This is a genomic window from Paenibacillus nicotianae (assembly GCF_042681745.1).
In the GTDB taxonomy this organism is placed as follows: domain Bacteria; phylum Bacillota; class Bacilli; order Paenibacillales; family Paenibacillaceae; genus Saccharibacillus; species Saccharibacillus nicotianae.
In genome coordinates this window covers 2,367,054-2,388,327 of the sequence record NZ_JBHUGF010000010.1, presented here as the reverse complement: position 1 = coordinate 2,388,327, position 21,274 = coordinate 2,367,054, and the positions used below count along the sequence as shown (strand labels likewise).

Genomic DNA, 21,274 nt, shown 5'->3' with positions numbered 1-21,274 from the left:
AGAACAGATGCATGATTTATTGACGGGTATGATAAAATAAGAAGTAATGAATAAATATCAAAATACGATGTACACATAAATAATTTTGCTGAAAGTAGGGAAGCGTATGACCCCATTTGTTCACCTGCATGTGCATAGCGAATACAGTCTACTGGACGGGGCTGCGCGCATAAGGGATCTTGTTAGCCAGGCCGCAGAATCAGGTATGAAAGCACTGGCACTTACCGATCATGGTGTAATGTACGGAGCGATTCCATTTTATAAAGCATGTAAGCAACATGGGATTAAGCCTATTATAGGTTGCGAAGTGTATTATACTGCTGGATCACGCAAAGAAAAGGCAGCACGTAAAGACCAACCGATTCACCATTTATTATTGTTAGCCAAAAATGAAACCGGTTATCGCAATCTGATGAAGTTGAGTTCGATTGGACATTTAGAAGGATTCCATTACAAACCTCGTGTAGATGCTGAAGTGTTACAGCAGTATCATGAAGGGATTATTTGCCTGAGCGCTTGTCTTGGAGGAGAAATTCCGCAACATTTATTACATGAACAACCAGAAGAAGCCAAAAAAGCCGCTCTTCGTTATCAAGCTATTTTTGGTGAAGATTTCTATATAGAATTGCAAGACCATCATATTCCTGAACAGAAAAAAGTCATGCCGTTATTGATCGATCTTGCCAAAGAACTTCATATTCCACTGGTAGCGACCAATGACGTGCATTATCTAACCGAAGAAGATGCCAAAACACAGGATGTTTTGATCTGTATCGGTACAGGTAAAACGATGGATGATGAAGGTCGTTTTCGGATTCCAACCAATCAGTTGTATCTCAAAGACAGCCAGCAAATGGAATCATTGTTCCGTCATGTTCCTGAAGCGATAACCAATACAACAGTGATTGCAGATCGTTGTGAATTAGAACTGACTTTTGGAGAGTCATTGCTACCTTCGTATTATCCGATTCCTGATGAGCTATCACCTGAACGTTATCTGGAGCAATTATGCCGTACAGGATTAGAGCAACGTTATCAAGATACGATCTACTGGAATGATCCTCAAGAACGTCAGAAAATCGAAGAACGATTAAGTTATGAATTGAAAGTGATCGGCAGTATGGGGTTTGCAGATTATTTCCTGATTGTATGGGATTTTATGAAATATGCGCATTCTCAAGGTATTGTAACAGGCCCAGGAAGGGGTTCTTCCGCAGGTAGTCTGGTTGCTTATGTACTGGAAATTACCAATGTCGATCCGATCAAGTATAAATTGCTATTTGAGCGTTTTCTTAATCCTGAACGGATAACTATGCCTGATATTGATATCGATTTTAGTGATTTACGTCGTGATGAAGTGATCGAATATGTCGTTTCCAAATATGGAAGAGATCATGTGGCACAGATTATTACATTCGGTACATTAGCTGCGCGTGCAGCAGTACGAGATGTAGGACGAGCACTCAATGTTCCCTATGCAGATACAGACAAAGCTGCCAAGTTAATTCCGGCACAAGTCGGAATGACGATCAGCAAAGCATTAGATCAAGTGCCTGAATTACGTGATCGTTATCAAAAGTCTGCACCTGTTCGTGAAATGATTGATACTGCACTCAAAGTGGAAGGTATGCCACGTCATGCTTCTACTCATGCGGCAGGCGTTGTTATTTCGAGCGGTGTACTAACGGATATTGTTCCGATTCAAGAAGGTAGCGAGATTGCTGTCTTGACTCAATATCCGATGGAAAGTCTAGAATCGATCGGAATGCTCAAAATGGATTTTCTAGGTTTACGTACATTATCGATTATGGAACGCTGTATGACATGGATCGAAGAACAAGAAGGGCATCCAGTTGATTTTTCTCAGATTGAAGATAACGATCCACAGACCTATGAAATGCTTAGTCAAGGTGATGCGATGGGCGTATTCCAGATGGAATCACCGGGCGTAAGACGGGTGTTACGCGATCTCAAACCGACTGCTTTTGAAGATATTGTCTCGGTCGTGGCTTTGTATCGTCCGGGTCCGATGGACTTTATTCCTAAATATATTGAATCCAAGCATGGTCGCACGATTCCAGAATATCCACATCCTGATTTGGAGCCGATTCTTAGCGATACGTATGGCATTATTGTATATCAAGAGCAGATTATGCAGATTGCTTCTCAGATGGCTGGTTTTACATTGGCGGAAGCTGATTTGCTACGTCGCGCCGTCTCGAAGAAAAAGCGTGAGATTTTGGATGAAGAACGGGTTCATTTTGTCAAAGGAAGTATAGAACAGTCCTACACCGAAGAAGAAGCCAATGTAGTCTACGATATGATCGTACGATTTGCAGATTATGGATTCCCACGAGCACATGCTGCGGCATATGGTGTACTTGCTTTCCAGACCGCTTATCTCAAAGCGCATTATCCGGTGCAATTTATCGCGTCTATGTTAACAGCAGTAATGGGCACACATCGCAAAGTCGCCGAATATGTGTTGGAATGTCGTCGTATCGGTATTGATGTATTGCCACCTGATGTGAATACGAGCGGAGTTACATTTACACCAGTAACGGTAGCGATGCAACAGGAATTAGAACAACAATTATTAGCCAAAGAAGCTGCATCATCAGATAGTGCAATCGCAGAACATGATTCAGAACATCAAGTTACTAACGATCACTTGAAATCAGCAGATTCAGCGAAATCTAAAGCTTCACTTACAGGTAATATTCGCTTTGGTCTTGGTGCAGTCAAAAATGTCGGCACACAAGCGATCAACAGCATTATCAAAGAACGGCAAGATCGTCCTTATGATAGCCTGATCGACTTTTGCCGTCGTGTTGATCCCAAAGCTTGTAACAAACGCGTGATTGAGTCGTTGATTCAAGCAGGAGCTTTTGATAGCCTACCCGGGCATCGTGCACAGTTACTTACAATGCTGGATGACACGATCAAAGAAGCGGCAAAATGGCGTAAAGAACGTGAAGAATTGCAGATCGAAATGTTTGCTGATCTGGGATTTGTAGAAACGCATAATTGGGAAGTATCTTATCCTGATGTAGCGCCTTATACGACTGGAGAACAGCTTGAATTTGAACGTGAATTATTGGGTCTGTATTTATCTGGTCATCCATTAGATGATTACGAGCAAGTGATCGAAGATACAGGATTATCACGCTTGATGAATCTACATGAAGGCGAAGATGAAAGTATAGTAGCGGTAGCTGGTATGGTCGTATCGCTCAAAACGATTACCACGAAGCAAGGTAAATCGATGGCATTTATGGAACTAGAAGATCAGATCGAACGATGCGAAGTCGTTCTTTTCCCGGAAGTATGGCGTAAAAGTAGCACTATTGTTGATAAAGGATTACTGCTCAGTGTACGGGGGAAATTGCAAAAAGAAGACGAAGGATTCAAATTGTTAGCTGAAGAAGTAGCGACCCTTAGCGCAGAAACAGCACGCGAATTAGCGACTAGAGCTCGCCAACGGATGCATATTGCCAAAAATAAAGCTTCCGCGCAGACCAAGCAGACTAGCAAATCAACATCCGATTCGACTGCTAAGCCTTATACCAAAAGTACAACGTCTACCCAAAAAGTAGCTCCTGAGCAAGAGACAGTACCTGCTTCATCCGGTGGTGGTGTAGCAAGTGTGGTTAACGATGCTCCTCATACTGATCGACATCCTGAACCGGTAGCGAAGCAACGCGTATTTATCAAAATCACCAAAGAATCTCAACAAGCAGATAAATTAGCAGCTCTCAAACAACTGCTAGCCAGTCATGCTGGGCCTGTAGGTACATTACTATTTTACGAGGAAACGCAAAAGTTATTCGATCTCAGTGAAACCTATAGTATCAAGCCTTCACCAGAACTTTTCCAAGAAATGGAGCAGATGTTAGGCGAAGGAACTGTCAAAGTCAAATAAGTCTAAAATGCTAGTGCACATTGATTGTCAACCCGTCAATGTGCCAATTTATCTTTATGTATCTTTGTTGCGATAAAAAAGTGTGGTATGTTATCATTATCCCATTATGTGGGCTTAAAGCACTGCAATTATTTTGTGAACATTTTAAGTCCAATTAGGCTCGGTATAAGTGAATAATATATGATATGAATTCCATTAGTTGAGGAATACGTATATGGCTGGAGAGGTGTAGTTGTGTTTAGAGATTTATTTCAAAAGAAAAAAAAATATGCGACCATTCCATCCCAACGTTGGGGGAATGACACAGAGTCTACCGAAGAACAGCAAGAGCGTCCTAAGCGTGAGATTCCAGAAGGCTTGATGAATAAGTGTAGCAAATGCGGCACGATTCATTACAGTAAAGAACTGGAGAAAAACCTGAAAGTCTGCCCTAATTGTGGTTACCATATGCGCCTCAATGCAATTGACCGTATTATGATGACTGTAGATGATGGACAGTTTACAGAAATGGATGCTCGTATGGAGTCCAAAGACCCTTTGAAATTTCCTGGATATGCAAGCAAGCTAGAGCAACAGAAAATGAACTCTGGTCTGCGTGATGCTGTAATTACAGGAGAAGGTCTAATTGATGGTCAACCGGCAGTACTGGCTGTAATGAGCTTTGACTTTTTTAGCGGCAGTATGGGTTCGGTTGTAGGCGAAAAGATTACTCGTGCGATTGAACATGCAGATGCGCGTAAGATTCCGATGATTATTTTCTCGACTTCGGGTGGAGCGCGAATGCAGGAAAGTATTTTGAGTCTAATGCAAATGGCTAAAACCAGTGCAGCATTAGCTCGTTTTCAAGAAAACGGAGGATTGTATGTCTCTGTTATTACCGATCCTACGATGGGCGGGGTATCTGCCAGCTTTGCAATGCTTGGAGATGTCAATATTGCTGAACCAGGAGCATTGTTTGGTTTTGCTGGACGTATCGTAATTGAACAGACGATTCGCCAGAAATTGCCGGAGAATTTCCAGACAGCAGAATTCAATATGGAACATGGTCAATTAGATATGGTGATTCACCGCAAAGAGATGAAGTCTACTTTGTCTCAATTATTAGATTTTCACAGTGGAAAAGGGGGATTTTAAGTGGCAGGAGAAATGCCTTTTGAAATGCCTCTCGTTGAAATGCGCAAAAAAATTGACGAGTTAAAGCAATTCGGACAAGAAAAAGGAATAGATTTCAACGATGAGATTACACGTTTGGAAGAACGTTATCGTCAAATGGAAAGTGAAATATATACTCAGATTTCACCGGCACAGAAAATGCATCTGGCACGACATCAACAACGTCCTACATCACTCGATTTAATTTCGATCGTTTTTAGTGATTTTATGGAGTTGCATGGTGATCGTATGTATGGCGATGATCTAGCGATTGTTGGTGGTATTGCCAAATTGGATGGTCATCCTGTGACGATTATTGGTCATCAACGTGGAAAAGATACCAAAGACAATATTGCTCGCTTTTTTGGCAGTCCGCATCCTGAAGGATTCCGTAAATCGATGCGCCTGATGAAGCAAGCTGAGAAATTTGGACGTCCAATTATTACATTTATTGATACCAAGGGTGCTTATCCGGGTAATACAGCAGAGGAACGCGGACAGTCTGAAGCGATTGCTCGCAACCTATGGGAAATGGCAAAATTACGTGTTCCTGTAGTCTGTGTAGTCATCGGAGAAGGCGGTAGTGGCGGTGCGCTGGCACTTGGTGTAGGTAACCGTGTACTTATGTTAGAAAATGCGATTTATTCGGCGATTTCGCCAAACGGTGCAGCATCGATCCTCTGGAAAGACGCATCCAAAGCCGATCAAGCTGCGGAAGCGATGAAGATTACAGCGGAAGATTTGCTACGGATGGAAGTCATCGAAGATATCGTTCCTGAACCTCGTGGTGGAGCGCACAAAGATTACGAAGAAACAGGCGAAGCGATCAAAAAACATCTGCTTGTTCATTTGCGGGAACTTTCTCAAATGAGTGCAGAAGCGTTGATTGAAGATCGCTATCAGAAATTCCGCAAAATCGGTGAATTTACAGAGCAAGCGATGGGAACATTGCCTGCGAGTAGATCGGAAGTCAATATAGAAGATCAACCTCAAGAAGAGTTGCAATCTGATGTGGAGCCTATACTGGTGAATGAAGAAGAAAAAGCGGTTACGAAATCTTCGCGTTCCAAGCGTCATTCGTAAGATAGCATTTCCACAATTTCTGAGGAATTTTGACAATCTTCTATACAAAGTAAGCAAACTGTAGTAGATTTAATTGTTGGGGCTTGTTGAATGGTTTCGGCAAGTCATGTTGGGAAAACAAAATAAAGAGAGACCTTTAAAAACGGAGGAAAATCAATTATGCGTAAAACTAAAATTGTATGTACGATCGGACCGGCAAGTGAATCTTTAGAAAACACAAAGAAATTAATTATGGCAGGTATGAACGTAGCTCGCCTTAACTTTTCTCATGGTGATTTTGAAGAGCATGGTAACCGCGTTAAAAACATTAAACAAGCTAGCAAAGAACTAGGTAAAACAGTAGCCATCCTGCTGGATACCAAAGGTCCTGAAATCCGTACGGGTAAATTTAAAGAAGAGCCAGTTGAATTGGTTCAAGATGAATATGTAACTTTGACTACAGAAGACATTTTGGGTGACCAACACCGTATGCACGTTACTTACAAAGATCTTCCAAGTGACGTTGAAGTCGGTTCAACGATTTTGATCGATGATGGTTTGATCGGTTTGACTGTTGTTGAAATTCAAGGCACTGAAATTAAATGCCGTATCGTTAACGGTGGACAAATCAAAAGTCGTAGAGGCGTTAACGTACCAGGAGTAAATATTTCACTTCCAGGTATTACAGAAAAAGATGCTAACGATATTATCTTCGGTATCGAGCAGGGTGTAGACTTTATCGCGGCTTCTTTTGTACGTAAAGCAAGCGATGTTCTTGAAATTCGTCAATTGTTAGAGAGCAAAGGTGGTAGCCATATCCACATCATCTCTAAAATTGAAAACCAACAAGGTGTAGACAACTTGGATGAAATCCTTGCTGTTTCTGACGGTTTGATGGTTGCTCGTGGTGACTTGGGCGTAGAAATTCCTGCGGAAGAAGTACCATTGGTACAAAAACGCATGATCGAAAAATGTAATCGCGTAGGTAAACCAGTCATTACAGCTACACAAATGTTGGATTCGATGCAACGCAACCCGCGTCCTACTCGCGCTGAAGCAAGTGACGTAGCGAACGCTATTTTTGATGGTACAGATGCAATCATGCTTTCTGGTGAAACGGCTGCTGGTAAATACCCGGTGGAATCTGTATTGACAATGTCTCGTATCGCTGAAAAAGCAGAGTCTGCTTTGAACTATCACGAATTGTTCTTAAAACAAACTCATGCTCAACAAACAACAGTAACAGAAGCAATCAGCCAATCAGTAACGAACTCTGCTATGGACTTGAACGCAGCAGCGATCATTTCTTCTACAGAATCCGGTCATACTGCACGTACGGTTTCTAAATACCGTCCTCAATCTCCAATCATCGCAGTAACAACATTGGATCAAACGATGCGTCGTCTTTCTCTAGCATGGGGTGTATTGCCTGTTAAAGGTACACAAGCTCATTCTACAGATGAGTTGTTTGAAATTGCTTTGCAAGGTGGACATGATTCAGGTCTACTAAAAGAAGGCGATTTGGTTGTTATTACAGCGGGTATTCCTTTGGGTCAATCTGGTTCTACGAACTTAATCAAAGTGGCTCAAATGCCTGCTAAATCATAATTTTATATCAACGTATAGCAAGATAGCATGACATCAGAGAAAGCAGTGGATCATTCCATTGCTTTTTTTGATGGTTTTTATAAAGATAGTTACATTTTGAAATGAAAGTAGAGGTACAGCATAATGGCAAAAGAACAATTACATTTACCTAGCGACTGGCATGGTATTTCGTTTCGTGTACGTTATCAAGAAAATGACCCTATGGGTGTGGTGTATCATACCAATTATTTGAACTGGTTTGAATTAGGACGTACTGAAATGATTCGGGATCTGGGATTCCGTTATAGGGATATGGAAGCCGCAGGATTATTATTACCATTAATCGATGCGTCACTGTCATATGGACATCCAGCAAGATATGATGATCGTGTAGCAATCTATACCCGTATAACAGAGTTTTCTAAGCTGCGGATTGATTATGAATATAAAATTCACTTACTAGATGAGCATGATACTTCTGTTGGAGATTCATCATCTTCGGGAGAACGTCCTATTTTCAAAACAGATGATGTGTTACCCGGCGAACCTTTGACTAGCGGTTCTACCAGACATGTCTGGGTTAATAAAGACTTCAAGCCTGTGCGACTTGATAAACAAGTGCCCGCGTTGTATTATGCACTTGTAGAATCTTTACAGATGTAGTCGGGTTGGATCGAGAAAGGAGAGGTACGTTTGGGTAAAGGAATCGGCAAATGGATTATTGCATTTATTATTATCGTACCGCTCCTAGAATGGTATGTTTTTTTACAGATGATTGAATGGATAGGTGGCTGGAATACACTTATTCTTTTGCTGACCACTTCACTGGTAGGTATATTAATGATGAGATTTGAAGGACGTAAAGTGATCGAAGATACCAAAAAGCAAATGGATGCTGGCGAACCACCGGGACGACGGATGTTAGACGGCCTATGTATATTTGTAGGTGGCGTGATGCTAGTATTGCCGGGCTTTATTTTGGATATTGTCGGGTTTACACTTGTTTTTCCATTAACACGTCCTATTTATCGTAATCTGTTATTGCGCTGGATAGAGAAGCGGATGAAAAAAGGCAGTATTACGATTCATCGTGGCGGTCAATAAGTGAACAAGCTTTAATGATTATTCAGACTGATATGCGATTCATATGAGGATAGCAATCGACTATAACAAACAGGCAGTCCTTTAGATATTTACTTCTAAAGGACTGCCTGTTTTCGTATATTTTGAGGATATAAGCGTATCTATTTCTAATATGGAAATGTGAAAATATGTTGTTGAGATATTGATTCTGCTTCATGATGCCATGATTTATCGTGCTTTACCATTCACAATATAGTTACGTAAATCACGAAAAACATTCGCACGATTAAGAGCAGAGACAATCACCAGTGTAACCGGCCCGATCAATAGACCCAGTGCTCCGAATAATTTGAGTCCGACAAACATACTGATTAGAGTAGCTAAAGGATCAAGACCTACACTGCTTGCTAACACTTTAGGCTCCATAATCTGCCGTACAATCAATACAACAACATAAAGTATACTTAGACCAATCCCCAGACTTAGATCGCCGCTCATAAAGTTATAGATCGCCCAGGGGATCATCACAATTCCTACCCCGAGATAAGGCAGTAGATCGACAGCCCCGATCAGTAGACCAATCAATAGAGCAGATTCGACTCGTAAAATAAACAGTCCAATAATCACAATAATACCTGTAATTGAAATTAGAATAAATTGAGCACGGATGTACCCGAACAATGCTTTTTGCAAATCCCGCCAAATTGTAACCATAGTCAATCTAATATTGGAAGGAAACCACCCAGCTACAATACGTGTATGTTTTTCCCAGCTATTACTGATAAAAAAGGCGGACAATACAATCACGACAATAATCCAGGCGAAGTTAGGTAGTGCGGTTAAAAAATCCAGTAAATAATTAAGAATCGCTGTGACAATGCCACTGATTGTACTGGAAAGACTTTGAGTCGTCTGATCAAGATTATTATTGATCGTATCTCCATAAGGAGTGTCTTTGAGAAAGCCGTTAATTTGATTGGTGATATTTTGCAGACTATCATTTTTAGTCCAACCAACCAACATTTTACGCCAACTATCCATATGATCATTGAACGTTTGCATCAATGTGATCGTTTGTTGAACCAATCTTGTCACCAGAAAAGACAGAAGCGCTAACAATCCACCAAAATAAACAAGTAATGAGATCGAAACCGCGAGCCAACGTGGAAAGTGAGCACGATGTTGTAGAAGCCGAACGAGCGGATTCATAGCATAAGCAAATAACCATGCAAGCAATAATGGGTACAGAAGTGGAAAAAGATAACGTACAGCAATCGCAGTAATAATAATTGCTACAAGCACCCATATCCCACGTAAAATCCGATTACGGATCATAATATTCAATGAATTGATCTCCTTATGTTCAATATAGTAATTATGTAATCAGCATCATATATATGATGTTAAACGACAGACAAGACTTTTGAAACGAAAGGGCTTATAATTGATAATGTAAAGGGTTACAAAAAAATTCTTATGAAGCTGATAAAACAATTTAATGTCACAAACAGTCTTCATTTTGTTCACAACTCCGTCAAAATAAAGTATGATGAGTGAAGGTCCTTGGAAGGTTAATGGTAGGTGTTTGGATCATTAGAACTCTTTTCAACAATTGGGAGGGACCTCAATATCTATTTTTTAAAATTTTCCATATTTAAAAATGTAAATGTTTTCATTCCCAAAAATGGGCAAAATCTCAATCATTCCGTTCTGCAAAGGAGACAGTAATATGACAGCTACTAAAGGATTGGAAGGCGTTGTTGCAGCAAGCTCATCGATCAGTTCTATCGTCGACGGTGTACTTACATACCGCGGAATCGATATCGATGATCTAGCAGTGAACGCAAGTTTTGAGGAAGTGGCTTATTTGTTGTGGTTTGGTAAACTTCCAAATCAAGCAGAGCTAGATCAATTGCAAAAAGATCTAGATGAATATGCTACCTTACCGGAACCATTGATTGCGCAAATGAAACTTTATCCTAAAGATATGAATCAGATGGCAGCTCTTCGTAGTGCGATCTCTGCTCTTGCTCTATATGATGATCTAGCTGAAGATATGAGCCAAGAAGCGAACCATAAAAAAGTAGTAAAATTACAAGCACAATTGCCAGCTATCGTAGCCGCTCTTGGACGTATTGCTGCTGGTAAAGAGCCAGTTGCTCCTAAAAAAGGCGTATCGATTGCTCATAATTTCTTGTATATGTTAAATGGTGAAGAGCCTGAAGACACAGCAGTTAAAGCATTAGATCAAGCGCTTGTATTGCACGCAGATCATGAATTGAATGCGTCTACTTTTGCTGCTCGCGTAACAGTAGCGACTTTGTCTGATATTCATTCCGGTATCACTTCAGCGATTGGTGCGCTTAAAGGGCCACTACATGGCGGAGCAAATGAAGCTGTTATGAAAATGTTAGAAGAGATCGGTTCGATGGATCGTCTAGAAAGTTATATCCAAGAACAACTCGATAACAAAGTCAAAATCATGGGCTTTGGTCACCGCGTATACAAAAATGGTGATCCTCGTGCCAAGCATTTGCAAAAAATGTCCAAAGAACTAGGCGAAATGAACAACGATCTCAGTCTATACGAAATGTGTATTCGGATCGAAGAAATTGTAACAGGTAGCAAAGGATTGAAACCAAATGTTGATTTCTATTCCGCTTCTGTCTATACAATGCTAGGCATTCCGCGTAACTTGTTCACACCTATTTTTGCAATTAGTCGTGTATCTGGATGGTCTGCACATATTTTGGAACAATACGAAAACAACCGTATTATCCGTCCTCGTGCAGAGTATGTAGGGCCGGTTGATCAAAAATACGTTCCAATTGAGCAACGCTAATCATTAATTTTTAGCGTTCGACAAGTAGATATTTCTCATATGACCCAACGTCTGGTAAAATAAAATACAGAACTGTGCATGTCTGTGAAGGTGAGCATATACAAAAGGATTGTATCGTGCCTATGAAATGAGAAGAAACGAGTGAGTACATTATACTCAGACGTATAATTTATTCAAAGTTTCTTTTCCTCATGTGTAAACGCCTTCTCTGACAATGTCACAGCCATATCCCTTAAGGAGGAACATGATTATGCCTAAGTTTGAAAAATACGAATTACCTACTACTGGTGAGAAAATCACAATTGATAATGGAGTTCTTAACGTACCTAATAACCCGATCGTCCCTTTTATTGAAGGTGATGGTACAGGACGCGATATCTGGAAAGCATCTGTACGTGTATTGGATGCAGCAGTAGAAAAAGCTTACGGCGGTTCCAAAAAAATTGCTTGGTACGAAGTATTTGCTGGAGAGAAAGCATTCAATACATACGATGAGTGGTTGCCGGCTGATACGCTGACAGCGATTCGCGAATATATTGTAGCGATCAAAGGGCCTTTGACTACACCTATCGGTGGCGGTATTCGTTCATTGAACGTAGCTCTTCGTCAAGAATTGGACTTATATGTATGTCTTCGTCCTGTTCGTTACTTTGACGGTGTACCTTCTCCTGTAAAACGTCCTGAATTGGTAGATATGGTTATTTTCCGTGAAAATACAGAAGATATCTATGCAGGTATCGAGTACCAAGAAGGTACAGAAGAAGTGAAAAAAGTATTGGCATTCTTAAAAGACGAAATGGGCGTTAACAAAATCCGTTTCCCAGAAACATCTGGTATCGGTATTAAGCCTGTATCTGAAGAAGGTTCCAAACGTTTGGTTCGCGCTGCTGTTCAATACGCTATTGACCACAACCGCAAAACTGTAACATTGGTACACAAAGGAAATATCATGAAATTTACTGAAGGAGCTTTCAAAAACTGGGGTTATGAAGTGGCTGAAGCAGAATTCGGAGATAAAGTGTTCACTTGGGCACAATATGACAAGATCAAAGAAGAAAAAGGTACAGACGAAGCAAATGCAGCGCAAAAAGCAGCAGAAGATGCTGGCAAAATCATCGTAAAAGATGCAATTGCTGATATCGCATTGCAACAAGTACTAACTCGTCCAAATGAATTTGATGTGATTGCTACATTGAACTTGAACGGTGACTATTTGTCTGATGCTCTTGCTGCACAAGTAGGCGGAATCGGTATCGCACCGGGCGCTAACATCAACTATGTAACAGGACATGCTATTTTTGAAGCAACTCATGGTACAGCTCCTAAATATGCAGACAAAGATGTAGTAAACCCTGGTTCTGTTATCTTGTCTGGTGTAATGTTGTTGGATCACTTGGGATGGAACGAAGCATCTCAATTGATTTACAAAGGTCTAGAAAAATCGATCAATAACAAAACAGTAACGTATGACTTTGCTCGTCTGATGGATGGCGCAACAGAAGTGAAATGTTCTGAGTTTGCTGACAAAATTATCGAAAACATGTAGGAGGATAAACCTATGACCGTCATTAAGCGCAAAAAAATCACAGTGGTCGGTGCTGGTTTTACCGGTGCAACTACAGCTTTGATGCTTGCTCAAAAGGAACTTGGTGACGTAGTACTGGTTGATATTCCACAGTTGGAGAACCCGACAAAAGGTAAAGCGCTCGATATGATGGAAGCAAGCCCTGTACAAGGGTTTGACAGCCAGATTAAAGGGACATCTGACTATGAGGATACAGCATCTTCGGATGTAGTGATTATCACAGCAGGTATTGCTCGTAAGCCAGGCATGAGCCGCGATGATCTAGTTAACACGAATGCCGGAATCGTCAAATCGGTATGTGAACAAGTCAAACAATATTCACCGGATGCGATTGTGATCATTTTGAGTAATCCGGTAGATGCGATGACTTATGTAGCTTATCAAGCGTTAGGATTTCCGAAAAATCGTGTGATTGGACAATCCGGTGTACTGGATACAGCGCGCTATTGCACTTTTATTGCCGAAGAATTAAATGTATCGGTCGAAGATGTACGCGGATTTGTGCTAGGTGGTCATGGAGACGATATGGTTCCACTTGTACGCTATTCTAGCGTAGGTGGAATCCCGATCGATACCCTGATCTCCAAAGAACGTATTCAAGAAATTGTACAACGTACTCGTGTAGGTGGAGGCGAAATTGTGAATCTGCTTGGTAATGGTAGTGCTTACTATGCGCCGGCAGCGTCACTTGTACAAATGACAGAAGCAGTTCTGAAAGACAAAAAGCGTATTTTACCGATTATTGCTTATTTAGAAGGCGAATACGGTTATGATGATCTCTTTATGGGCGTACCTGCTATTTTGGGTGGCGGTGGGATCGAGAAAATCTTTGAATTGGAATTGACCTCCGATGAAAAAGCTGCTCTTGATAAATCTGCTGATTCTGTCCGTAACGTGCTTCAGATCGTTAACGTATAATCTATAAACAAAAAGGTTTCCACATAGGGTGGAAGCCTTTTTTGTTGTACATATATGCAAATATAAATAGACACAATAGGTACTCATATGACAAAGATTAGACACATGAACTTATCAAATTAAGGCAAAAATATGTATTTTCATATCATCATCCGTTAAAATAATGAAGTATAGCAGAGCAATAGTGATGGTCTGCGATTTCTCAAAAGAGAGGAGGTTCTATCATGGCTGAAGTATTAGTATTTATACACATTTTGGGAGCGTTATCGATGGGTTTTTACTTATTTTTACCTGTTGTAACAAGTAAATTGGCAAATGGTTCAGCAGAAGCACAATCAGGCAGTATTGAGCTGATTCGTACATTGAATCGAATAGCTCAATTTGGCTTAATTGTACAGTTGTTAACAGGTGGATACTTAATGACCAAAGGCAATTATTCTATCGCTTGGATGGTTGTAGTATTTGTATTATTTTTGGCAATTGCAGCAATCGGTGGTATTATGGGCAAGCCTTTGCGTTTAGCATTAGCAGATATTAATGAAAATAAAAATATTACAGCACATACCGGTAAAATTCGTTCATTAAGTATGATGTTGGCGATATGTCTGGTTGTGATTAGTTTCTTTATGGTATTCCGCGATATTATTTAAAGGCATAACATGATAGTAGAAAAACACACATAGTAGACCATCTTTATCGATGGATTGAATAACACACATATACACAAAATCGCATCAACTGTCGCTTAATAATGGGCAGGTGATGCGATTTTTTTTACACTAGGTTTCATTTGTACAGACATAGGATAACTACCCTAAATATTAAATTTTAATACATAATACACTATAAAAAATAGATGTTTAAACATATATAGACAGTGGTAATAATGGACGGTAAGCAACAAGTGAGAGCAGTCGTATACAGAAAAGAATATATACGTTCGATCAATTGACAAGTTTTATATTTGAAAGGGGAATATATGATGTCTAGCGAAGAAAACACATTACCTCCACAACATCAGGAAAAACAACCAGGAATCGAATCGGAAATGACTCCTCGTCCAGAATATAAAGCTCCTGCCTATCAAGCAGCAGGTAAGCTTAAAGATAAAGTAGCTATTATTACAGGCGGCGATAGCGGTATCGGTCGTGCTGTAGCTGTCTTGTATGCTAAAGAAGGTGCAGATGTAGCGATTGTCTACAAAGACGAACACAGCGATGCAGAAGAAACCAAACAAGCTGTAGAACAAGAAGGGCGCAAATGTATTCTACTTCCAGGTGATGTAGGAGATGAATCTTTTGCCAAACAAGCTGTAGAACAAACTGTCTCTGAACTCGGTAAGCTTGATATTGTAGTCAATAATGCAGCAGAACAACATGTACAACAAAGTATCGTAGATATTACAGCCGAGCAATTGGAACGTACTTTCCGTACTAACATTTTCGGTATGTTCTTTATTACAAAAGCGGCTGTTCCGCATCTAAAAGAAGGTTCTACTATCATCAATACCACTTCTGTAACAGCGTATCGTGGTGAGCCAGTATTGCTGGATTACTCTTCAACCAAAGGTGCGATTACAGCCTTTACCCGTGCACTTTCAATGAATATCGTAGAAAAAGGAATTCGTGTCAATGCAGTTGCTCCAGGGCCGATCTGGACACCATTGATTCCTGCTTCATTTGATGAAGAAAAAGTAAGCAAATTCGGAGCAAGTCAACCGATGAAGCGCCCGGGTCAACCGGAAGAAGTCGCTCCAGCTTATGTTTATCTAGCAAGTACAGATTCTTCTTATGTAAGTGGTCAGATTATTCATGTTAACGGTGGCGAGATCATTAACGGTTAATCTGGACAGAAGATAGCGTTAGAGACACATTTACAGATACAGGCTGATAAAATGCAAAACAGATAAAGGCGATAGATCAGGAGCGATACACCTGTTCTGTCGTCTTTTTTTGGATACCACAACTTATCATATTATCTCTGAAAGGGACTTATTCTACAACCTCTGGTATGATAATACTTGTTATGATAAATAATGAATATCAGTGAAATATGTTACCTTTTGGAGATGACGATTACATAATGAGAGAACAGGCAGCTAGATTTACTCGTTTTTTTGAAAAGTATATGTTTTTGATTATTCCTTGTACACTGGTGTTGGGATTCTTTATCTCCAAGCCATTATTACCTTTTGTCGGTTGGATTCCAGGATTGTTTGCTTATGTTACGTTTGTGATGGGACTTGGTTGTGGACGACAGCATTTAAAAGGCGTATTGACCAGACCTGCACCGATTATTGTCACTTTATTACTAGCACATATTGCCGCTCCATTAATCGCGTATGGACTGGGATTGTTGCTATTTGGTAGTGATTCACCGTATACGGTAGGGCTTGTGTTATTTGCAGCGATTCCATTAGGCGTATCTTCTGTATTATGGGTAGGAATGTCTTTTGGAAATGTTGCGTTAGCATTGACGCTAGTCATCGTAGATTCAGCACTTAGCCCTTTTGTGGTACCGGTGTTGATCGAGGTATTTTTCGGTGCAGATATACAGTTCGATACTTTACATATGTTCAAAGATTTATTATTACTCATTGTATTGCCTACATTTGCAGGTATGGTAGTATACGAGATATCTGGCGGCAAATTCAAAGACTGGTCTGCTCCAATCACTCAACCGATAGCGAAATTGTGTTTTGCAGGGGTTGTTTTGTTAAATGCAGCGGCAATCGCTCCTCAATTGCAATCATTACGGCGTGATCTATTGTTAGTGGTACCGTCTGTATTGGTGCTGGTTGCGTTATGCTATGGACTGGGTTATGTGGCTTCTGCTATCCTTCGTCGCAAAGGAGAAGGGCAGACATTGCCTGTCACGCTAGCCTATGCTTCAGGTATGCGTAATATCTCGGTTGGGATGGTGATTGCGATGGCTTATTTTAGCCCTCAGACTGCGGTTCCGGTAGTACTCGGGATTATGTTGCAACAACCGATGGCAACACTCCAATATTCTATTTTTATGCGTATTTCAAATTATCGTAAAGGAAGAGATGCATGAAGCCTTTCCGCATTCGTCTGACATTGATTCTGATGATACTGCTTGGTGTACTTGGTCTAGCAGCAGCACTCACAATGGGACAAATATTTAAAAGCTCACATATTGCCACACTTGAAGACAATATGGTGCGTGAGATCCGTTTGTTAGAAACCACATTTGATTTTAAAGCAACAGGAACAGACGGTCAGCCTTCTGAAGATGTATTTCAATATTATTCTCAAGAAGCTCATCAGATTGGTAATTTAACCGATTCACGAGTGACTTTTATTGAGAAAGATGGAACTGTTATCGGCGATTCTGAAAGTGATCCGCATACGATGAACAACCATATGGATCGTGAAGAAATTCGCTCGGCTGCTACAGGCGGTGTAGGCAGTGCTATTCGTTACAGTGCTACACTCGACAAAAATATGCTATACGTCGCAGCTCCTGTACAAGCAGGCAATCTATTTGATGGATATATTCGTTTATCGATGAGTCTTGAAGCAGTAGAAGTAGGTGTACGTAATGCCTGGACAGTGATGGGCATTAGCTTATTGATTTTATTTCTAGTCGCTGCTGTTGTAAGTTATCGCGTTGCTTCTGGCTTGACTAAGCCTCTCGAACATATCACTGTAGTTGCCAATCGTATTTCCCGTCTTGATTACGGAGCACGAGTACGCTTAGAACGACGTGATGAAATTGGTGAATTAGGTAAAGCGATTGACAATATGGCGGATAGTCTGGAGAAACAACTCAAAATTATTCGCGATAATGAAGACTTGCTTCAAAGTGTGCTTGCTAATATGACCGGCGGTATGTTGATGGTCAATTCATTAGGAAATGTAGCACTGGTGAATCGCTTTGCTGAAGACGTGTTAGGAGTGAGTTCAAAGCGTCTGACTGGTAAGTCGTATCAGGAGTTAAAGCGTCATTATGAATTGACCAAGTTACTGGGTGAAGGATTGCGCCGCAAAGAACGTATTCATGATGAACAGACCCTGTATGATCCAGAGCCACGCTTGATTCAGATCGATGGTGTACCGATGTTTGAAGATGATGATACGTATCGCGGTATGCTGTTTTTGATTCAAGACATTTCCAATATTCGTCGTTTAGAAAGAATGCGTAGTGAATTTGTAGCGAATGTATCGCATGAATTGAAAACACCTATCGCTGCTGTCAAAGGGTTTGCTGAAACGTTATTAGGGGGCGGTGTACAGGATGAACAGACTTCACGCGCCTTTTTGCAAATTATTTATGATGAAAGTGAACGTCTTAACCGTCTGATCGGAGATATTCTGGAATTATCCAAAATTGAATCAAAGCGTTCGCCACTGAATTTCTCACCGATTCATTTACAACCTTTCTTTGATACGATTCGAGAGATGTTAAATTCTTCGGCAGCTAAAAAGAATATTACGATGGAAATGAATGTACCTGAAGAAATGTTTATGGAAGCTGATGAAGATCGATTACGGCAGATTTTTGTCAATTTGATCTCTAATGCGGTAAACTATACTCAAGACGGTGGTAAAGTAAGATTAACTGTGGAAGAACAAGTATCAGAAAACGGCGAAGAACGTATTCTTTTCCATGTCAGAGATACAGGTATGGGTATTCCCAAAAAAGATTTACCACGTATTTTTGAACGTTTTTATCGAGTAGACAAAGCACGTTCACGCAGTTCAGGTGGTACAGGGCTAGGATTATCGATTGTAAAACATCTTGTTGATCTACATCGCGGAACTGTAACAGTGGAAAGCGAAGTTAATATTGGAACAACATTTACTGTCAATTTGCCGTTGTTACAAGAGGATGAACCAGATATTTGATATTTTATTACATCATTTTACACAGGGTTAACATAAGAGTGATATGCTGACATTGATGTATGAAATGCGAACCCTTGTGGGAGGTTATCATGGCTAAACGATTACTGGTCATAGAAGATGAATCAACGTTATCTCGATTGTTGTCTTACAATTTGACACAAGAAGGATATGAAGTCACTGTAGAAGATCATGGAAGTGCAGGATTGGATCGTGCACAAAGTGAGCCGTTTGAATTGATTTTGCTTGATCTGATGTTGCCAGGTATGGCGGGATTGGATATTTTGCGTAAATTGCGCAGTTCAGGGGTTCGTACACCTGTGGTCATTTTGACCGCCAAAAATGCAGAAGAAGAAGTTGTAGAAGGACTCAAAGCAGGAGCCGATGACTATATTACGAAGCCATTTGGTGTATCTGAACTACTAGCACGTGTCGCCGCTGTATTGCGTCGTGCAACAGGTAGAGAAGATCAGCCTGAAGAAGAGTTGTCGCATGAAAGTCGTATTGAACTGGGTGATTTGACGATTTATCCTGATAAATACGAAGTGACGTTAGGTACACAACAGATTACACTCCGTCCAAAAGAATTTGAAGTCTTACTCTATCTGGCACGCAAACCAGGAGTAGTAATGACAAGGGATGATCTAATGAATGCGGTATGGGGATTCGATTATATTGGTGGTCAGCGTACTGTCGATGTACATGTCAGTTCCTTACGCAAAAAATTAGAACTTGATCCTGAATCGGTACATATCGATTCAATTCGTGGAGTCGGTTATAAATTAGTAGTACGCAAAAAAACAAGCGCTCAACATTCCATATAATATGGAGTGTCGAGCGTTTTTTACATACTTAGCGAATTGTAAGGCATTGATTTTTACATTGATCCTTTAGTCTTAGTATATGAGTCTAAAAGACTATATTACTTTGTTAGGAGAGGTTATCAATCATGTTAGACATGCTGATACGTGAACCTGAAATGATTCAGCCGGTTGATATAGAGAATAAGCACACGATTATAGGAACTGTAGAGCAGGATATAGATACAGAGCTACAACCTACAACAGCAACAGATACAAAAGAACTTCACCTACGCCATTATTTAATTACAGTTCCTGCGATTCGTGCTCAAGAAACATGTAGAGAAACGTTTATTCGTTTTAAACGTCAGACGCATCTTCCTTGTATAGTATTGTGTGATGAGCAGGAGCGACCAGAAGGTCTGATTATGCGTGAACAATTTTATCGGCATATGGCAAGTCGATTTGCGAGTGAGTTGTATGATACCCGTTCTACAGTGATGTTTAGTCAGCGTAATATGTTAGTGATGGATATCGATACTGAAGCGTCAATTGTTGTCGATGCTGCTCTAGCTCGTGAAGGCGATTCTTTTTATGAATGTGTAGTCTTAATAGATCAAGAACGATTAGCAGGGATAGTGACCATACGCGATATTATGGAACTGTCTAATCAACTACAAGTAGCTACAGAACAAAGACGCATTTCTTCTTTGCAAGACACACGTCAATTTGTAGAGCAGATTGGAGAAGCAGTCAAAGTAGTACAACAAGCCGCTCAGGAAAGTCATCATGAACTTCATCTTATGAAGCAACAGACCATATCCGGGCAACAGGATCTGGATCAAGCGCATCAACAATTTCAACAAGTACAACAACTGGTAATACGTCAGCGTACCCTAGCAGAAGATATGCTTGATTACACAGGGCAAGCAAGTAAAGTGGTTCATGCGGTAACCGATCTTGCAGGTCAGAGTAATATGCTTGCACTTAATGCTTCGATTGAAGCAGCTCGCGCCAAAGTGGCAGGACAAGGATTCGCTGTAGTTGCAGAAGAAATGCGCAAACTATCTTCGCATATTACCGCCCTTTCTACCGATGTACATCGATTACTTACCGGACTCAGTGAAATGATCGGCCAATCGGCTTCTTCTACACATACTACCGAGACAGTCATGAATCAGAGTATGACGTATATAAAGCAAGCTAATCAATTATTTGGCAAAATGACGATCGAAGCAGAAAAAACTTCTCATAATGCAGAACAGTTGATGCGATCTGCTGATCAAGCTGATCATTTGACCAGTATTGTCGCGCAAGCTTTACAGCGTTAATTTTTCTAGCTTACATTTTTTACATTCCGTTTACAATTCGAACTGATGGGATTTACAAATATGATTTATGATGAATAGATGTAAAAAACATTCGTCACCAAAAATGAATTGAAAATCAGGGGAG

16 protein-coding genes are annotated in these 21,274 nt (G+C 40.5%); 15 read left to right on the top strand and 1 reads right to left on the bottom strand.

What is annotated here, in order from left to right:
- Window positions 1-106: 106 nt before the first annotated feature.
- From ACFSGI_RS14665 to ACFSGI_RS14640, 6 genes are all read left to right on the top strand, one after another.
- Window positions 107-3,922 carry a DNA polymerase III subunit alpha gene (locus tag ACFSGI_RS14665; RefSeq protein WP_204824838.1) on the top strand — a complete coding sequence of 1,272 codons (3,816 nt, stop codon included), beginning with the start codon at window positions 107-109 and terminating at the stop codon, window positions 3,920-3,922.
- A 234-nt stretch (window positions 3,923-4,156) separates the two neighbouring features.
- Window positions 4,157-5,056: an acetyl-CoA carboxylase, carboxyltransferase subunit beta gene (gene accD, locus ACFSGI_RS14660; protein ID WP_204824837.1), complete on the top strand. Its 900-nt coding sequence runs from the start codon at window positions 4,157-4,159 to the stop codon at window positions 5,054-5,056.
- Window positions 5,057-6,157 (top strand): acetyl-CoA carboxylase carboxyltransferase subunit alpha, encoded by a 1,101-nt coding sequence (locus ACFSGI_RS14655; protein ID WP_204824836.1) that lies wholly within the window; start codon window positions 5,057-5,059, stop codon window positions 6,155-6,157.
- A gap of 159 nt (window positions 6,158-6,316) precedes the next feature.
- Entirely contained in the window at window positions 6,317-7,744 is a 1,428-nt protein-coding gene (pyk, locus tag ACFSGI_RS14650) for a pyruvate kinase (protein ID WP_204824835.1), read from the top strand.
- Between the two features lie 123 nt (window positions 7,745-7,867).
- Window positions 7,868-8,386, top strand: coding sequence for an acyl-CoA thioesterase (locus ACFSGI_RS14645; RefSeq protein WP_204824834.1), 519 nt, complete (start codon window positions 7,868-7,870; stop codon window positions 8,384-8,386).
- 30 nt (window positions 8,387-8,416) lie between these two features.
- Complete coding sequence (locus ACFSGI_RS14640; RefSeq protein ID WP_379283524.1) at window positions 8,417-8,827, top strand: FxsA family protein; 411 nt, start codon at window positions 8,417-8,419, stop codon at window positions 8,825-8,827.
- Window positions 8,828-9,034: 207 nt separating this feature from the next.
- Here ACFSGI_RS14640 and ytvI read toward each other — a convergent pair whose 3' ends face one another.
- Entirely contained in the window at window positions 9,035-10,150 is a 1,116-nt protein-coding gene (gene ytvI, locus ACFSGI_RS14635; protein ID WP_204824833.1) for a sporulation integral membrane protein YtvI, read from the bottom strand.
- A 385-nt stretch (window positions 10,151-10,535) separates the two neighbouring features.
- Between ytvI and ACFSGI_RS14630 the strand changes: the two genes are divergently transcribed.
- The 9 genes from ACFSGI_RS14630 (at window position 10,536) to ACFSGI_RS14590 (ending at window position 21,150) form a co-directional block, all read left to right on the top strand.
- Window positions 10,536-11,648, top strand: coding sequence for a citrate/2-methylcitrate synthase (locus tag ACFSGI_RS14630; protein ID WP_204824832.1), 1,113 nt, complete (start codon window positions 10,536-10,538; stop codon window positions 11,646-11,648).
- Between the two features lie 250 nt (window positions 11,649-11,898).
- Window positions 11,899-13,194: an NADP-dependent isocitrate dehydrogenase gene (gene icd / locus ACFSGI_RS14625; RefSeq protein ID WP_204824831.1), complete on the top strand. Its 1,296-nt coding sequence runs from the start codon at window positions 11,899-11,901 to the stop codon at window positions 13,192-13,194.
- Between the two features lie 12 nt (window positions 13,195-13,206).
- A complete protein-coding gene (mdh, locus tag ACFSGI_RS14620; protein ID WP_204824830.1) occupies window positions 13,207-14,151 on the top strand; it encodes a malate dehydrogenase in 945 nt (314 codons plus the stop codon).
- 224 nt (window positions 14,152-14,375) lie between these two features.
- A complete protein-coding gene (locus ACFSGI_RS14615) occupies window positions 14,376-14,801 on the top strand; it encodes a hypothetical protein (protein ID WP_204824829.1) in 426 nt (141 codons plus the stop codon).
- Between the two features lie 332 nt (window positions 14,802-15,133).
- Complete coding sequence (locus ACFSGI_RS14610) at window positions 15,134-15,994, top strand: SDR family oxidoreductase (protein WP_204824828.1); 861 nt, start codon at window positions 15,134-15,136, stop codon at window positions 15,992-15,994.
- A 239-nt stretch (window positions 15,995-16,233) separates the two neighbouring features.
- Window positions 16,234-17,208 (top strand): bile acid:sodium symporter family protein, encoded by a 975-nt coding sequence (locus ACFSGI_RS14605; RefSeq protein WP_204824827.1) that lies wholly within the window; start codon window positions 16,234-16,236, stop codon window positions 17,206-17,208.
- Window positions 17,205-19,022: a two-component system histidine kinase PnpS gene (gene pnpS / locus ACFSGI_RS14600; RefSeq protein WP_204824826.1), complete on the top strand. Its 1,818-nt coding sequence runs from the start codon at window positions 17,205-17,207 to the stop codon at window positions 19,020-19,022. The genes ACFSGI_RS14605 and pnpS overlap by 4 nt, the downstream gene beginning before the upstream one ends.
- Before the next feature lie 89 nt (window positions 19,023-19,111).
- Complete coding sequence (locus ACFSGI_RS14595) at window positions 19,112-19,843, top strand: response regulator transcription factor (RefSeq protein WP_204824825.1); 732 nt, start codon at window positions 19,112-19,114, stop codon at window positions 19,841-19,843.
- A 125-nt stretch (window positions 19,844-19,968) separates the two neighbouring features.
- A complete protein-coding gene (locus ACFSGI_RS14590; protein WP_204824824.1) occupies window positions 19,969-21,150 on the top strand; it encodes a methyl-accepting chemotaxis protein in 1,182 nt (393 codons plus the stop codon).
- Window positions 21,151-21,274: the final 124 nt, after the last annotated feature.

Bases quoted from the DNA above. Each gene is read 5' to 3' on its own strand.
- ACFSGI_RS14605 (WP_204824827.1), top strand. From the start codon at position 16,234: ATGAGAGAACAGGCAGCTAGATTTACTCGTTTTTTTGAAAAGTATATG.
- pyk (WP_204824835.1), top strand. From the start codon at position 6,317: ATGCGTAAAACTAAAATTGTATGTACGATCGGACCGGCAAGTGAATCT.
- ACFSGI_RS14610 (WP_204824828.1), top strand. From the start codon at position 15,134: ATGTCTAGCGAAGAAAACACATTACCTCCACAACATCAGGAAAAACAA.
- mdh (WP_204824830.1), top strand. From the start codon at position 13,207: ATGACCGTCATTAAGCGCAAAAAAATCACAGTGGTCGGTGCTGGTTTT.
- ACFSGI_RS14590 (WP_204824824.1), top strand. From the start codon at position 19,969: ATGTTAGACATGCTGATACGTGAACCTGAAATGATTCAGCCGGTTGAT.
- ACFSGI_RS14595 (WP_204824825.1), top strand. From the start codon at position 19,112: ATGGCTAAACGATTACTGGTCATAGAAGATGAATCAACGTTATCTCGA.
- ACFSGI_RS14630 (WP_204824832.1), top strand. From the start codon at position 10,536: ATGACAGCTACTAAAGGATTGGAAGGCGTTGTTGCAGCAAGCTCATCG.
- ACFSGI_RS14665 (WP_204824838.1), top strand. From the start codon at position 107: ATGACCCCATTTGTTCACCTGCATGTGCATAGCGAATACAGTCTACTG.
- ACFSGI_RS14615 (WP_204824829.1), top strand. From the start codon at position 14,376: ATGGCTGAAGTATTAGTATTTATACACATTTTGGGAGCGTTATCGATG.
- icd (WP_204824831.1), top strand. From the start codon at position 11,899: ATGCCTAAGTTTGAAAAATACGAATTACCTACTACTGGTGAGAAAATC.
- pnpS (WP_204824826.1), top strand. From the start codon at position 17,205: ATGAAGCCTTTCCGCATTCGTCTGACATTGATTCTGATGATACTGCTT.
- ACFSGI_RS14645 (WP_204824834.1), top strand. From the start codon at position 7,868: ATGGCAAAAGAACAATTACATTTACCTAGCGACTGGCATGGTATTTCG.